General features: G+C 48.6%; 12 protein-coding genes and 3 tRNA genes. 5 read left to right on the top strand and 10 right to left on the bottom strand.

The genetic code is table 11. The features are described 5' to 3' along the window. Positions 1-75 precede the first annotated feature (75 nt). The 9 genes from V7D78_RS08950 to lolB all read right to left on the bottom strand — a co-directional run bounded on the left by V7D78_RS08950 (position 76) and on the right by lolB (position 5,592). Positions 76-150, bottom strand: a tRNA-Gln gene (locus tag V7D78_RS08950). A gap of 33 nt (positions 151-183) precedes the next feature. Then, positions 184-268 (bottom strand) — tRNA-Leu (locus V7D78_RS08945). Between the two features lie 21 nt (positions 269-289). Next, positions 290-366 (bottom strand) — tRNA-Met (locus V7D78_RS08940). A gap of 213 nt (positions 367-579) precedes the next feature. After that, positions 580-1,671, bottom strand: coding sequence for a redox-regulated ATPase YchF (gene ychF, locus V7D78_RS08935; RefSeq protein WP_333608103.1), 1,092 nt, complete (start codon positions 1,669-1,671; stop codon positions 580-582). Between the two features lie 42 nt (positions 1,672-1,713). Next, positions 1,714-2,316 carry an aminoacyl-tRNA hydrolase gene (gene pth, locus V7D78_RS08930; protein ID WP_333608102.1) on the bottom strand — a complete coding sequence of 201 codons (603 nt, stop codon included), beginning with the start codon at positions 2,314-2,316 and terminating at the stop codon, positions 1,714-1,716. Further along, a complete protein-coding gene (locus tag V7D78_RS08925; RefSeq protein ID WP_333608101.1) occupies positions 2,316-2,921 on the bottom strand; it encodes a 50S ribosomal protein L25/general stress protein Ctc in 606 nt (201 codons plus the stop codon). The genes pth and V7D78_RS08925 overlap by 1 nt, the downstream gene beginning before the upstream one ends. Positions 2,922-3,130: 209 nt before the next feature. Further along, positions 3,131-4,066, bottom strand: a complete 936-nt coding sequence (locus V7D78_RS08920) for a ribose-phosphate pyrophosphokinase (protein WP_333608100.1) — start codon at positions 4,064-4,066, stop codon at positions 3,131-3,133. Positions 4,067-4,135: 69 nt separating this feature from the next. Next, positions 4,136-4,990: a 4-(cytidine 5'-diphospho)-2-C-methyl-D-erythritol kinase gene (gene ispE, locus V7D78_RS08915; protein ID WP_333608099.1), complete on the bottom strand. Its 855-nt coding sequence runs from the start codon at positions 4,988-4,990 to the stop codon at positions 4,136-4,138. After that, on the bottom strand, positions 4,987-5,592 hold the full coding sequence (lolB, locus tag V7D78_RS08910; RefSeq protein WP_333608098.1) for a lipoprotein insertase outer membrane protein LolB: 606 nt from the start codon (positions 5,590-5,592) through the stop codon (positions 4,987-4,989). The genes ispE and lolB overlap by 4 nt, the downstream gene beginning before the upstream one ends. 79 nt (positions 5,593-5,671) lie before the next feature. Here lolB and hemA point away from each other — a divergent pair, with 79 nt between their 5' ends. The 5 genes from hemA to kdsA all read left to right on the top strand — a co-directional run bounded on the left by hemA (position 5,672) and on the right by kdsA (position 11,473). Further along, a complete protein-coding gene (hemA, locus tag V7D78_RS08905) occupies positions 5,672-6,919 on the top strand; it encodes a glutamyl-tRNA reductase (RefSeq protein ID WP_333608121.1) in 1,248 nt (415 codons plus the stop codon). Positions 6,920-6,936: 17 nt separating this feature from the next. Next, on the top strand, positions 6,937-8,028 hold the full coding sequence (gene prfA / locus V7D78_RS08900) for a peptide chain release factor 1 (RefSeq protein WP_333608097.1): 1,092 nt from the start codon (positions 6,937-6,939) through the stop codon (positions 8,026-8,028). Further along, positions 8,015-8,872 carry a peptide chain release factor N(5)-glutamine methyltransferase gene (prmC, locus tag V7D78_RS08895; protein WP_333608096.1) on the top strand — a complete coding sequence of 286 codons (858 nt, stop codon included), beginning with the start codon at positions 8,015-8,017 and terminating at the stop codon, positions 8,870-8,872. The genes prfA and prmC overlap by 14 nt, the downstream gene beginning before the upstream one ends. Positions 8,873-8,962: 90 nt before the next feature. Further along, positions 8,963-10,519, top strand: coding sequence for a DUF3369 domain-containing protein (locus V7D78_RS08890; protein ID WP_333608095.1), 1,557 nt, complete (start codon positions 8,963-8,965; stop codon positions 10,517-10,519). A 102-nt stretch (positions 10,520-10,621) separates the two neighbouring features. Continuing rightward, entirely contained in the window at positions 10,622-11,473 is an 852-nt protein-coding gene (kdsA, locus tag V7D78_RS08885; protein WP_333608094.1) for a 3-deoxy-8-phosphooctulonate synthase, read from the top strand. Between the two features lie 70 nt (positions 11,474-11,543). Here the strand turns inward: kdsA and V7D78_RS08880 are convergent, their stop codons facing one another. Then, the gene (locus V7D78_RS08880) at positions 11,544-14,318 is read right to left on the bottom strand and encodes a hybrid sensor histidine kinase/response regulator (protein ID WP_333608093.1); all 2,775 of its coding nucleotides are present in this window, start codon (positions 14,316-14,318) and stop codon (positions 11,544-11,546) included. Positions 14,319-14,655: the final 337 nt, after the last annotated feature.

The following is a 14,655-nucleotide window of genomic DNA, read 5'->3' as shown; positions in this document are numbered from 1 at the left end:
GAACCAACGCATGGCGGGATCAAAACCCGCTGCCTTACCGCTTGGCTACGCCCCTACTGGGAGAAATAAAGTTAATGGCAGGGGCGGCTGGATTCGAACCAACGCATGGCGGGATCAAAACCCGCTGCCTTACCGCTTGGCTACGCCCCTGCAGAAACTTGATTACTTACCTGGTGCACACTATGGTGCGGAAAGAGAGACTCGAACTCTCACGCCTCGCGGCGCTGGAACCTAAATCCAGTGCGTCTACCAATTCCGCCATTCCCGCATGCAAAAGTGTAAAATTAAGTGGTGGCTACAGCGGGAATCGAACCTGCGACCCCAGCATTATGAGTGCTGTGCTCTAACCAGCTGAGCTATGTAGCCACGTTAACTTGTCCTAAGCAAGTGGCGCGTATTATGCTGATATGACTTATTAGCGTCAACCGTTTTTTTGCCATTGCGGCGGCTGCATGGTGTGTTTGCTGATTTTATACACAGTCTGAACGCGTTTTTAAGCGACTGACCGACTAAAAAGGACAAACCGGCGCCACTGGCACCGGTTTATTAATACTACGCGCACAGGCTACGCTGCGCAAATCAGACGTTGAAGCGAAAATGCATCACATCGCCATCTTTAACAATATAATCTTTACCTTCCAGGCGCCATTTACCGGCCTCTTTGGCACCGGCTTCACCGTTAAATTGCACAAAGTCATCATAGGCTACCACTTCTGCCCGGATAAAACCCTTTTCAAAGTCGGTATGGATCACGCCAGCGGCCTGCGGGGCAGTGGCACCTACTGCTACGGTCCATGCCCGCACTTCTTTTACACCGGCGGTAAAGTAAGTGTGCAGGTTTAACAAGGAATAACCGCCACGAATAACCCGGTTTAAGCCCGGCTCAGTCAGGCCCATGTCAGCCATAAACTCGGCTTTTTCATCGTCTTCCAGTTCAGCAATGTCAGACTCAATTGCCGCACATACCGGCACCACTATAGCGCCTTCTTTATCGGCAATGGCCTGTACTATGTCAAGGTAGGGGTTATTTTCAAAGCCATCATCCATTACATTGGCAATGTACATGGTGGGTTTGATGGTTAAAAAGTTCATATAGGCAATTAAGGCTTTTTCTTCTTTGTCCAGTGGTAACTGGCGTAAGGTATGGCCTGCTTCTAAATGTGCTTTTACTTTTTCCAGCACCAGTATTTCAGCTTTAGCGTCTTTATCACCGCCTTTGGCTTTTTTGCTGACCCGGAAAATAGCGCGTTCAGCACTGTCCATATCTGACAACACCAGTTCCATGTTGATGGTTTCAATGTCGTCAGCCGGATCAATTTTACCTGCCACGTGAATAATGTTTTCATCGTCAAAACACCGCACTACATGGCCAATAGCATCGGTTTCACGGATGTTAGCTAAAAACTTATTACCCAGGCCTTCACCACGGGAGGCGCCTTTGACCAGGCCGGCAATATCGACAAATTCCATGGTGGTGGCTAACACGCGCTGGGGTTTAACGATAGACGCCAGCTTATCCAGCCGTAAGTCGGGTACGGGTACCACACCGGTATTGGGCTCTATAGTACAGAACGGAAAGTTAGCCGCTTCAATGCCTGCCTTGGTTAACGCATTAAACAGGGTGGATTTGCCTACGTTTGGTAAGCCAACGATGCCACATTTGAAACCCATATTAGTATCCTTTACGTGCTGTAAATAGTTGTGCCAGCGATATCAGCTGGCTTTAAAACTGTGTAAGCGGTGCTGAGCTTTAATTAAGCCATCTCGGGCTAAAATGTCAAAGCAGCGCGCCGCCTCATCAATACTTTGCATTATAAGCTGTTGCTCACTGGCCGGCGCTTTACCCAATACATAGCCAGTGACCTGATCTTTATGCCCCGGGTGGCCAATACCCAGACGCAGACGATAAAAATTTTGGTTATTGCCAAAACGGGAGATGATGTCTCTTAAACCGTTGTGGCCGGCATGACCACCGCCCAGCTTAAATTTTGCTACACCCGGTTCCAGTGCCATTTCGTCATGGGCTACCAGGATCTGCTCAGGGCTGAGCTTGTAAAACTGTGCCATAGCCAGCACGGCTTTACCGCTTAAATTCATAAAAGTGGAGGGGATAAGGAGCTTGAACTCTTGACCGGCACAGACGAATTTGCCGGTGTGACCGAAAAATTTTGGTTCGTTTTTTAAGCTGAAACTAAAGGCGTGAGCCAGCTGCTCGACAAACCAAACACCGGCATTGTGCCGGGTCTGGCTGTATTCCGGGCCTGGATTTCCCAGGCCCACAATCAACTGAATGGCTGATTGAGTAGTGTCAGACATTACTCAGCGGCAGTTTCTTCAGCGTCAGCTGCTTTACCAGCTGGTTTATTTACCGATACAACGGCTAAGTCCTGACCTTTAGCTAACTGAACGAAAGTCACACCTTTAGGGGCTTTCAGATCAGATAAGTGCAGGTGAGTACCAACGTCGACATTGCTCAGGTCAACTTCGATGAACTCAGGTAAGTCTTTTGGCAAACAAGAGATTTCAACTTCGTTTGCAGCGTGCACGACTGCACCGCCTTTTTTGATGGCCGCGTCTTCATTTAAGAAGTGAACAGGCACAATAGTGGTCAGCTCGTGGCCAGCTTCAACGCGTTGAAAGTCAACGTGCATGATTTTTGGCTTGTACGGGTGACGTTGCATATCTTTGATGATAGCCTGGATTTTCTCTTTACCGACAGTGATGGTCAGGATGTGAGAGTAAAAGGCTTCAAAGCTCTGGGCTTTTAACAGCTTAGAGTGCTCTAAAGTGATTGATAAGGCATCTTTATGTCCGCCATAAATGATGGCTGGAACTTTGTCTTCGTGACGCAGGCGGCGGCTCGCACCTTTCCCCAAGTCAGTACGGACTTCTGCATTTAACGCGAAAATTGCATCAGACATGATGTACTCCAATAAAGTGATTTTTGTTGCGGCTTGCGACCAGCCCCAACCTGATTGCCCCTATTCAAGGGCGCGACATATTACCACCGGTTATCAGATGCTGCAAATGTAAATTCGGGTTTAGACGGCCAGTAAAACAGTGGCTGAAAGGGGCAGCAAGCGTGTAGAGGTAATTATCCCCCCAACATGATGGTTGGGGGGCTTGTAGCTTAGTCGAACATAGAAGAGATAGATTCTTCGTTGCTGATGCGGCGGATACATTCGGCCATCAAATCGCTCAAGGTTAACTGCCGTACCTTGCTTATCGCTTTCATTTCAGCAGACAGCGGTATGGTATCGGTAATAATTAACTCATCAATCACCGAGTTAGCAATGATTTCTGGCGCCCGGCCAGAGAACACCGCATGGGTAGCATAAGCAAATACCCGTTTAGCGCCTTGCTCTTTTAACGCTTCAGCGGCTTTACACAGGGTGCCGCCGGTATCAATCATGTCATCGACGATAATACAGTCACGATCTTTAACATCACCAATAATATGCATGACCTGTGACACGTTCGCTTTCGGCCGGCGCTTATCGATAATGGCTAAATCGGCGTCGTTCAGCAGTTTCGCTACCGCACGGGCGCGCACTACACCACCAATGTCTGGCGAGACCACTATCGGCGATTCCAGCGATTTTTTGCGCATGTCATCCAGTAATACCGGGCTGGCAAAGACGTTATCTACCGGCACATCAAAGAAACCCTGAATTTGCTCGGCGTGTAAATCGACCGTCAGTACCCGGTCAACACCGACACTGGATAAAAAGTCGGCGACCACTTTGGCGGTAATAGGCACCCGGGCAGAGCGAACCCGGCGATCCTGCCGCGCATAGCCAAAATAAGGAATAACCGCAGTGATCCGGCCGGCCGAAGCACGACGTAAAGCATCAACCATGACAATCAACTCCATCAGGTTGTCATTAGTTGGCGCACAGGTAGACTGGATGATGAACACATCAGAGCCACGTACATTTTCGTTAATTTGCACACTGACTTCGCCATCACTGAAGCGGCCGACATCGGCATCTCCCAGTTTGATGTAAAGACGGCTGGCGATTTTGTTGGCAAGTTCTGGTATGGCGTTACCAGCGAAAACCTTCATGTCGGGCACGGTAGGATCCTCAGGGCAGTGGTGAGTCCGGTTTAATCATTAAATGCCGCTTGCGTGGCATCAGTTGGTGAATTCGGTATCTGTCAACGCAGTCAATACAGGTGACTGGTTAACCCCTTTGGCGATAAAACCACGGCAAGCAGCCGGGAGATCCGCTAGGGCATGTTGAGCACTGGCCGCGTCCGGAAATTCGGCAAACACACTGGCGCCAGTACCCGTCATTCGACACGGAGCGTATTCTACCAACCACTGTAAGGTTAATGCAACAATCGGCTTGAGTTGCTCAACCAGTGGCTGACAGTCATTACGCCATGGACTGCTATACAGGGTGTCCAAGCTGATAGATGGGCTATTCCTAGTTAAATCAGGGTGTTGGAATATTTCTGCGGTGCTGACATGACAGTCTGGGGTGACCACTAAGTAGGTGGCTTCTGGCAATATCACCGGTGTTAATTTTTCACCGACCCCTTCGGCAAAGGCGCTATAGCCATGCACAAACAAAGGCACATCTGCCCCAAGCGTTAATGCCAGGCTGGCCAACTGCTCGCGGCTTAATCCTAAGGTCCACAGTTTATTTAACGCCAGCAAGGTAGTGGCCGCATCAGAGGAACCGCCGCCTAAGCCACCGCCCATCGGCAGGCGTTTATCCAGTACTATGTGGCAACCCTGTTCTGGCCTGGCCAGGCCTTTTAGTAAATTCGCAGCACGTAAAATAAGGTTATCAGCAGTTTGCAGTTCGGCAATATCGCAGGTAAGACTCACTTTACCATCTGTGGTCACATTAAAGTGCAGCAAATCGCCCACATCCAGTAACTGAAATAAGGTCTGTAAATTATGGTAACCGTCTGGCCGACGCCCTGTGATATGCAAAAATAAATTCAGTTTGGCAACGGCCGGTAGTGTCAGGGTAGTCATTGCCAGCTCCTTATCACCAGCCGTATTTGGGTATCATCACTATTCAATTGCATTTGGCGTGGCAATGATAAACTGTCATTAAAAAAACTATGATACTGCAACTGCCAGTGAATGCCGGTGCTGTCGGTCAGATTAAACGCCTTAACCCGCCCCTGCTCATCATACTGAATATCAATGGCACCTTTGCCGGGTATGCCTCTTAACCACAAGGGCATGTCAGCCAACGGCATCGACCAACCGGCCAGTTGCCATAACAGGCTGCTGGCATCCATCGCCTGGTAGGTCTCTCCCCGCAGTTTTAACTGACTGCCCAGTTCATTTTGGCTGAGCTCAAATAAACTCATACCCATTATATTGGCCATCCTGGCCTGAAAATGCTCACTGTGCAGCTGCTGCCAGCGTAAATTTCCGGAAATAGATTCCGCCGGGGTTTTGATGCTTAACGTTGCTTGTAAGGTGAAACGTTGCATTGCCAGTAATTGCTGCTGACGCTGATCCAGACTGAGCTGCAGCGGATCTGAGGTCTGGCGTGACAGTAAACTACAGCCCGTTACCAGGCTGAGCAACAACAGTAAGAATATCGGCTTTATTGAACTTGGCACACTAAAGTCCTTGGTTATGCTTTTCTTAATATGGGGTTTTTCGTACAATTCGCCCCTGACACACAGGATGATACAGGTGATGGCCATTTTTGCACTAGGCATAAATCATAAAACAGCGCCGGTTGCACTGCGGGAAAAGCTGGCTTTTGCCCCGGAGCAGGTGCCTGAAGCCTTGCGAGACATGTCCACGCAATTGCAAATCAGCGATGCGGTTATTTTGTCTACCTGTAACAGAACTGAGCTGTATTTTAGTGGCAGCAGCATGCAAGCGGAGCAGGTAATGCAATGGCTGGCACAGTTTCATCAGTTAACGCCGGCTTCTCTGCAGCAGCATTTGTATTTGTATCAGGATAAAGATGCGGTGCAACATTTAATGCGGGTGGCAGCAGGCCTTGACTCACTGGTGCTGGGCGAGCCACAAATTCTGGGCCAGGTAAAACAGGCTTATAGCCAGTCACGTCAGGCCGGTACGATTAACCCGGCCTTCGAACGCTTATTTCAAAAAACCTTTGCCGTAGCGAAAGAGGTCCGCACCGATACCGATATTGGCGCTAATGCTGTATCGGTGGCCTTTGCCGCGGTGAGTCTGGCCAAACAAATTTTTGGCAAGCTGGAAAAAGTGCGGGTGCTGTTGATTGGTGCCGGAGAAACCATAGAACTGGTAGCGCGGCATCTAAATGAGCAAGGTGCCAGCCAACTGACAGTGGCTAACCGTACATACGAACGAGCAGTTCAGCTGGCTGAGCAGTTCAGTGCTAAAGTGATTACGCTGGCACAAATTCCCGCCCAGCTGGCGCAGGCGGATATTGTTATCAGCTCCACCGCCAGTACCTTGCCGATTGTCGGCAAAGGTATGGTTGAGCAGGCGCTGAAACAGCGCAGACACAAGCCGATGTTTCTGGTGGATTTGGCGGTACCTCGTGATATAGAACAGCAAGTGGCGGAGCTGGAAGACGCTTATCTCTATACGGTAGACGATTTACAGAGCATAGTGGCGCAAAACCTGACCAACCGGCAGCAAGCCGCCGAGCAGGCCGGATTGATGATCAGTGCCGGGGTAGAGGAGTTTCAGCAATGGCTATTACTGCAGGATAACGTTGATTGGTTACGCGATTACCGGCAACGCTCAGAGCAGATTAAAAATAAGTTACTCAGCCGGGCGTTAAAGCAACTGGCCGCAGGCCAGGATGCTGAAAAAGTGTTATCTGAGCTGGCGACCAAGCTTAGCAACCGCATGATGCACAGCCCAACCAAAGCCATTCGCCACTTATTACAAACAGATCAGCGTGCATCACAAGCGCTGATAAATATGCTTTTAGATTTATAATCAGGTAAATATCCAACATGAAAGACACGGTTTATCGCAAGCTGGAAGGCTTGGTAGAACGCTTTGAAGAAGTGCAGGCATTGCTTAGTGATGCCGGCGTAATCGGCGATCAGAAACGCTTTCGCGAGCTGTCCAAGGAGTTCAGTCAGCTTGAGGATATCAGTAAAGCTTTTAATGATTACCGCCAGGCACAGCTGGATTTTGCCGCGGCAGAAGAGATGCAAAAAGACAGCGATCCGGATATGCGCGAATTGGCGCAGGAAGAATACAAGCTGGCCCGTGCAGAAATAGATCGCCTGGAAATTGAGCTGCAAATTTTGCTGCTGCCCAAGGATCCGAACGACAACAATAACTGCTTTCTCGAAATTCGTGCCGGTGCCGGTGGTGATGAAGCCGCGATTTTTGCCGGTGATGTGTTTCGGATGTACAGCCGCTTTGCCGAGCGGCAGCGCTGGAAACTGGAAGTGGTCAGCGCCAGTGATGGCGAGCATGGTGGTTTTAAAGAAATTATTGCCAGCGTGCAGGGCGAGGGCGCCTATGGCACCCTGAAATTTGAATCCGGTGGCCATCGGGTGCAACGGGTGCCGGCCACAGAATCACAAGGGCGTGTGCATACCTCTGCCTGTACCGTGGCCATTATGCCGGAAATCCCTGAGGCGGATGCCATCGAAATTAACCCGGCAGATTTAAAAGTGGATACCTATCGTGCCTCAGGGGCCGGTGGTCAGCACGTTAACCGTACCGATTCTGCCATTCGCATTACCCACCTGCCAACCGGTATAGTGGTGGAATGTCAGGATGAGCGCTCACAACATAAAAATCGGGCACGGGCGATGAGCGTTTTGCAATCGCGCATTCAGGCTGCAGAGGATGAAAAGCGCCGGCTGACTGAAGAGTCCACCCGCCGCTCGCTGGTAGGCAGTGGCGATCGCTCAGAGCGCATCCGTACTTATAATTTCCCGCAGGGCAGGCTTACTGATCATCGAATCAACCTGACTATTTACCGCTTAAATGAAGTGATGGAAGGGGTATTGGAGCTGGTGCTAGAGCCATTGAAGCACGAACATCAGGCCGACTTACTGGCAGCGCTGGCCGGTGATAACCGTTAAGCCGTTGCCCAGCCTGCAGCACTTCTTAAAACAGCTTAGTGCAGATTTAGCGGTGGTATCTGATACGCCGCAACATGAAGCTAAGCTGCTATTAAGCCATGTGCTTAATGTCAGCCACAGTTATTTTTACAGCCACCCAGAACAACAGCTGCTGAGCACCCAGTTAACTGTAGCTCAGAGCCTGCTCAGTCGCCGTTTGCAAGGTGAGCCACTGGCCTATATTCTGGGCTACTGGTGTTTCTGGAGTTTGCAGCTTGAAGTGTCTGCCTGCACCCTTATTCCCAGGCCGGATACCGAAATATTAGTCGAGCAGGCGCTGCAATTATCGCTCCCGGCCAGCGCCAGAGTGTTAGATTTAGGCACGGGCACGGGTGCCATAGCGCTGGCCTTGGCCAGCAGCCGCCCTGACTGGCAGGTGTTGGCGGTTGATTTGCTGCCGGAGGCGGTAGCACTGGCGGCACGCAATGCCCAACGGCTGGGGCTGCAAAATTGCCAGGTGCAGCAAAGCAGCTGGTTTAGCCGTCTTGGCGGGCAACAATTTGAGCTGATTGTCTCAAACCCGCCGTATATTGAACCTGATGATGCCCATCTGGCCGCATTGCAGTTTGAGCCTTTATCGGCGTTAGTATCGACAGAGCAAGGGCTGGCTGATATTAGGCATATTTGTCAGCAAGCACCGGCGTTTTTAACGGCTAATGGCTGGCTTTGGCTGGAGCATGGCTATAATCAGGCAGAGCAGGTGCGGCAATGTTTAACCGATGCGGGCTTTTCATTAGTTGGCTCTATGAAAGACTATGGCGATAATTGGCGGATCAGTGGCGGTTGTTTGTTATCAGGCCAATAAAACCCTTTTAATTGCGGTTTTCTTTGATCAACAGCCAGTTAGCGCATATAACTATGTAGCATCATGTCTGGTTTTTTAAAGGAACAATCAATGTCTGACGAATTTTTATTTGCCGAAGAGCCGGTAGCTGAGCCGAGTCTGCATCACGGGAGCTGGAAGGTACTGATTGTTGATGATGAACCCGAAGTGCATACCGTCACCCGGTTGGCACTCAGTGACTTTCAGTTTCAGGGTAAAACCCTGCAGTTTATCAGTGCCTATTCTGGTAAAGAAGCCAAGGCGCTGCTAGCCGAACATCCTGACACGGCCGTGATGCTGTTGGATGTGGTGATGGAAACCGATGATGCTGGCTTGCAGGTCGCCAGTTATGTGCGCGAGGTCTTTAAAAATGAACATGTGCGCATTATTCTGCGCACCGGTCAGCCCGGTCAGGCACCGGAAAGGCAGGTCATTGTTAATTATGATATTAACGATTACAAATCTAAAACCGAATTAACGGCACAAAAGCTGTTTACCGTTATTATGTCGAGCCTGCGCTCTTACCGGGATATTCTGGCACTGGAACAAAGCCGTCAGGGGCTGGAAAAAATTATTCTGGCCTCGACCAATTTGTTTTCCTCACATTCTATGGAGCAGTTTATTGATGGCGTATTGCAACAGCTAACCTCAGTGTTGGGTTGTAACGAAGACGCCTTATTGGTGAGTTCCTCACTGGTGGCTGGTAATATTAATTCCGTGGCCGATCCGCATGATTTGATTGTGTTTGCTGGTCAGGGTGAATTTGAATGTAAAGAGGGTAAGCCGGTATCAGAAGTGCTGGATAAAACCCTGATGGAAGCCTTTGATAGCGCTTTGCAAAGCCGCAGTATTGTGTACCGCGAAAATTATCTGGTGGCCTACTGCACCAGTAAATTTACTCATGGCTCGCTGCTTTATATTTCAGGTTTACCCGGCCATATTACCGATAATCAAAAAAAACTAATCGAACTCTTTGCCCAGAACGTGCAGGTAGCCTATGAAAATGTGCAATTGCAGCATGAAATAGAAGACACGCAACGGGAAATCGTTTATCGCTTAAGTGAAGCGGTGGAGCACCGCTCTATTGAAACCGGCAATCATGTGCGTCGGGTCGCCTTTATCTGTTACGATCTGGCCAAAGCCTATGGCTTGCCAGCGGAGGAAGCAGAGTGCTTAATGTTTGCCTCACCGCTGCATGATGTTGGCAAGGTAGGTATTCCGGATAGTATCTTGAATAAGCCAGATAAACTGAAAGATGCGGAATGGGAAGTGATGAAAACCCATACCAGCATTGGCTATGAAATTTTAAAAAATTCGAAAAGGGCCATTATTCAGGCTGGCGCTATTATCGCCATGGACCATCATGAAAAATGGGACGGTAGTGGTTATCCGGCTGGTAAAAAAGGCGAGGATATTCATATTTATGGTCGAATTGCTGCTATTGCTGATGTTTATGATGCGCTGCGCCATCGCCGTTGTTATAAAACCGCCTGGAGTTTGTCAGAGGTGATGGCCAAAATTGAAGCTGAATCGGGTAAGCAGTTTGAACCTAAGCTGGTCGAGATCTTTAAACAACGGGTCGAAAAACTCGAAGCGATATTACAAAAATACCCGGATGATGAGTATTAAATTTTTTAGGTGCCTTGGCTGGGCTCGATGGTGCGGGTGGCCATGAATAAGCAACCGGTATTATTACCCCTTTAAACTTGGCTTAATTTTTACAGGAACAGTATGCAACAGAACCTTATCAGTGTCGCCGGTATTCCGGTAGCCAATAACAAACCCTTTGTGCTGTTTGGTGGCATGAACGTATTAGAGTCGCGTGATTTAGCGATGCGTATTGCCGAGCACTACGTCGAAGTGTGTGCCAGGCTGGGTATCCCATATGTGTTTAAAGCGTCCTTTGATAAGGCAAACCGTTCGTCAATCCACTCTTACCGGGGCCCGGGTTTAGATGAAGGCCTGAAAATTTTTCAGGAAATTAAAGACACTTTTAACGTACCCTTGATTACCGATGTGCATGAACCGGCGCAAGCTGCGGTGGTAGCTGAAGTGGTGGATGTATTGCAATTACCGGCGTTTTTAGCCCGGCAAACTGATCTGGTGGTAGCGATGGCGAAAACCGGCGCGGTGATTAATGTTAAAAAACCACAGTTTTTAGCGCCGCACGAAATGCGTCATATCATCAAAAAATTTGCTGAGGCTGGCAATGAGCAAGTGCTGTTGTGTGAACGCGGCTCTTGTTTTGGTTACAACAACCTGGTAGTCGATATGCTTGGTATGGATGATATGAAACATTTTGGACCAGTGATCTTTGATGCTACCCATGCGCTGCAACGACCTGGCGGCCGGGCTGACTCAGCAGATGGCCGCAGAGCACAGGCTGCGCAATTAGCCCGTTCTGGAATGGCACTTGGCCTGGCAGGCTTATTTATTGAAGCTCATCCGGATCCGGATCAGGCTAAATGTGATGGCCCCTGTGCATTGTCTCTGGCAAAGTTAGAAGGTTATTTGCAGCAAATGCAAGCGGTTGACCAATTGGTTAAAAGCTTTGCGCCGCTAGACACTGCTGCCAGCAGCTAATTAGACTTTATTGATATCATGACGTTAGCACTGCAGGCAGCAACGCGGCCTGCAGTGTGTTGTCAGCGGTTTAGTACCGCTGACGTACGTAGTTCACCACTTCCTGATACAAATCCTGCATCACCCGGATTTGTTCTTTAATCACCGACCAGTCGCTAATTTCAGCAGCCTTTTCCAGTTTTAGTGCTGCTTTAGAGATAGACAGGGCACCGACACTTTTGGCTGCCGACTTAAATTGGTGGGCAATACTTCTGACCCCTGGTCGCTCTTCGGCGCTGGCATGACTCTGCAGAGCGGCTAACAGCTCGGCAGCGTGCTTTACAAAGTAATTCAGGTATTCTTCGTGCTTAGCCGGATCATTGCCCAAAAAGTTAGCAATAGTAGTAAAACATATCGGCGAACCTTTTTTAGTTGGCTCAGGTACCGCGTCTTTACTGACAGCAGGACTGTTTATGCTGGCCACTTTGCCATCAGGTAACCAGCGCTGCAACACAGTTTCCAGCGTCGCCAGTTCTAAGGGTTTAGTAATGTAGCCATCCATACCAATGCTAAGACATTTTTGCTCTTCGCCTTTTAATGCATTAGCTGTTACAGCAATAATGCGGGTAAAGTTTGTGTCATCCTGGCGATTCAGGCTTTCTTTGCGAATGGCCACCGCTAAATCATAACCGCTCATATTGGGCATATGTAAATCGGTTAATATAAGTGGATAGTGGTAACGCCGCCATTTTTCCAGGGCAATAGCGCCATCATCAGCGACTTCTACTGCGTAGCCCAAGGCGTTTAGTTGATCAACCATCACCCGTTGATTCATCATGTTATCTTCTGCAAGTAGAATCAGCTGCCGTTGTTTCCGCGCCAGTTCAAAATCGGGTATCCCCTGCTGTATTTGTAGCGGCTGCACTTTGTGAGGCCGCGGTTTTTCTTTGCGTCCGGCGGCAATAAGAATAGAGTCAAACAAATGGCTGCGACAAATCGGCGAGCTGTGCAGATAGTAAAGTTGCTCATTGTTTTTTTCAGCCAGCTCGGCCTGGTTGGTAATGACAATAATATTGACGTCTTTATCGCCAACAATGCCTGCCAGATGCTGAATATCGCTGCTGGATATTTGCTCATAGGTAGCATCAAGCACCCAGACAGCAACTTGTTTCGGCGGCAGCGGCTTGAGTTGTTGCGCTTTATGTTGCAGTGCTTCTACACTGTTGACGATATCCAGCTCTGCCTGGCAGTTTTCAAAATATTTAGCTAAGTGCTCCTGATTATAGCTATCCTGCGTGAACAAACAGATATGAATATCTTTTAGCGTATCGGTGCTGAGGTAACTAATTTCTTCTGAGCGTCGCATCGGCAGGGAGACACTAAATTCAGTGCCTTTTCCCAACTCGCTTTTAACATCAATATCGCCATACATCAGCGCAGTCAGGCGTTGGCAGATCGATAAACCTAAACCGGTACCGCCAAATTTGCGGGTTATAGAGCCTTCTGCCTGATTAAACGGATGGAACACATAGTTAATTTGACGCTGTGTCATGCCTTTGCCATTGTCGATGACACTAAAACGAATATTACTAAAATCAATGTTTTCTTCTAATAAATCAGCACGGATCACCACTACGCCGGTTTTATCTGGCGTGGTTTCGGTAAACTTAATGGCGTTGCCAGCCAGGTTATACAAAATTTGCCGCAACCTGACCGGATCGCCATACAGGCCATCAGGGATCCGTGGGTCAACAAACAACTTTAAATCAATTTGTCGCTGATAGGCGACCGACACTAAAATACGCCCTACCGCTTCGATGATGTCTAGTAGCGATACTGGTATGGCTTCTAACTCCAGCTTGCCGGCTTCAATTTTTGAGAAGTCGAGAATGTCGTCCAAAATGCGCAATAACGAAAAAGATGATTCGCGAATGGTATCGGTCATGCGAAATTGCGAGGTCGCCAGTTGGGTTTTACGCAGTAAATCTATGGTGCCGATAATGCCATTCATTGGTGTACGAATTTCATGGCTCATAGTCGCCAAAAAGGTAGATTTAGCTTCATTGGCTTTTTCAGCAGTAAGTTTTGCTGTTTCCAACGCATCAGTACGCTCTTTAATGCGTTTTTCAACTTCTTGCTTTAACTGGCTGATATTAGCTTCTGAAGCCGCTAACTCATGTTGGCTGCGCTCTATATGCCGGAATAGTTGATTAATATAACTACCTAGTTGGCCATACTCATCCATAGCATGACTTTCGACACTGCCATCAAACTGATTTTTATCCAGCGCGGCTTTAGCACCACTAACCAGAGGTTGTAATTTTTTATGAAAAAAACCGGCCAGCGCATAGGCAAAGGTACCGCTTAAAACGATACCCAGCAATAAACTGGCAATAAAAGCCAGCACCAGCGGCAACTGACTGGTCTGTGGCAGTTGTTGCACACTGATCAGCAGTGCGCCACCATTTACGGCAATTCGGCGGCCGACCACCAGATACTGATCCTGAATAACCGCCTGATCATTAAACACCGGCTGCGGTACAAAGCCGGCTATATTGGTAGTATTGGCAATCAGTTCATTTTTTTGATTATTACCGGTATACAAGTAAAGCGCGCGGTCAGCTTGGTTATGGCGGGCCTGCAGCAATAATTGCTCGGCTGCGGCCAGTTGTTCCTGTTGTAGTGGAGTTTGCAATGCAGTGGCCAGGATACCGGTATCAGCAGTAAGGCGTTGTAGTAAGTCGTTAGCTTTACTTTTGTCTGGCAGGCTTAGCAGGGTAAATAAAGCACCTTGCAGTAGCAGCACTAGCAAAGCCAATATGCCCAGGCGTTTAAATATAGGTTTGGTAAAAGCTGAGTTTTCCATTCGGTATCCAAAACAGTTATGCGTAGTGCAATATTCTCGCCATCTTGAGCGTAGTAATTTTATATCAGCTTAGCATTGCATCAGCCTAAAGCTGAAATATCAAAGGAATATTTTCGATAACATAATATCAAGTTTTAAACGCAGTTAGCAGCGTTAATTTTCCGCAGTTTTGTTAATCTGTAGCTTTAGTCACCATAAGCTGGTTAATACATAGGCTGTTGCATGGCTTTTCTAAAATATCTGTTGACTTAATTTGCTAAAATCCGTTTAATACGACCCGCGTTGCCCAGATAGCTCAGTCGGTAGAGCAGCGGATTGAAAATCCGCGTGTCGGTGG

The sequence above is a fragment of the Arsukibacterium sp. genome, assembly GCF_036735525.1.
GTDB lineage: Bacteria > Pseudomonadota > Gammaproteobacteria > Enterobacterales > Alteromonadaceae > Alishewanella.
Note: the sequence above shows the minus strand (reverse complement) of the source record. Positions and strands in the feature narration are given on the sequence as shown.

Coding starts and splice junctions, on each gene's coding strand:
- V7D78_RS08890 (WP_333608095.1), top strand. CDS start 8,963: ATGTCTGACGAATTTTTATTTGCCGAAGAGCCGGTAGCTGAGCCGAGT.
- prfA (WP_333608097.1), top strand. CDS start 6,937: ATGAAAGACACGGTTTATCGCAAGCTGGAAGGCTTGGTAGAACGCTTT.
- ispE (WP_333608099.1), bottom strand. CDS start 4,990: ATGACTACCCTGACACTACCGGCCGTTGCCAAACTGAATTTATTTTTG.
- V7D78_RS08920 (WP_333608100.1), bottom strand. CDS start 4,066: ATGAAGGTTTTCGCTGGTAACGCCATACCAGAACTTGCCAACAAAATC.
- pth (WP_333608102.1), bottom strand. CDS start 2,316: ATGTCTGACACTACTCAATCAGCCATTCAGTTGATTGTGGGCCTGGGA.
- V7D78_RS08880 (WP_333608093.1), bottom strand. CDS start 14,318: ATGGAAAACTCAGCTTTTACCAAACCTATATTTAAACGCCTGGGCATA.
- V7D78_RS08925 (WP_333608101.1), bottom strand. CDS start 2,921: ATGTCTGATGCAATTTTCGCGTTAAATGCAGAAGTCCGTACTGACTTG.
- hemA (WP_333608121.1), top strand. CDS start 5,672: ATGGCCATTTTTGCACTAGGCATAAATCATAAAACAGCGCCGGTTGCA.
- kdsA (WP_333608094.1), top strand. CDS start 10,622: ATGCAACAGAACCTTATCAGTGTCGCCGGTATTCCGGTAGCCAATAAC.
- ychF (WP_333608103.1), bottom strand. CDS start 1,671: ATGGGTTTCAAATGTGGCATCGTTGGCTTACCAAACGTAGGCAAATCC.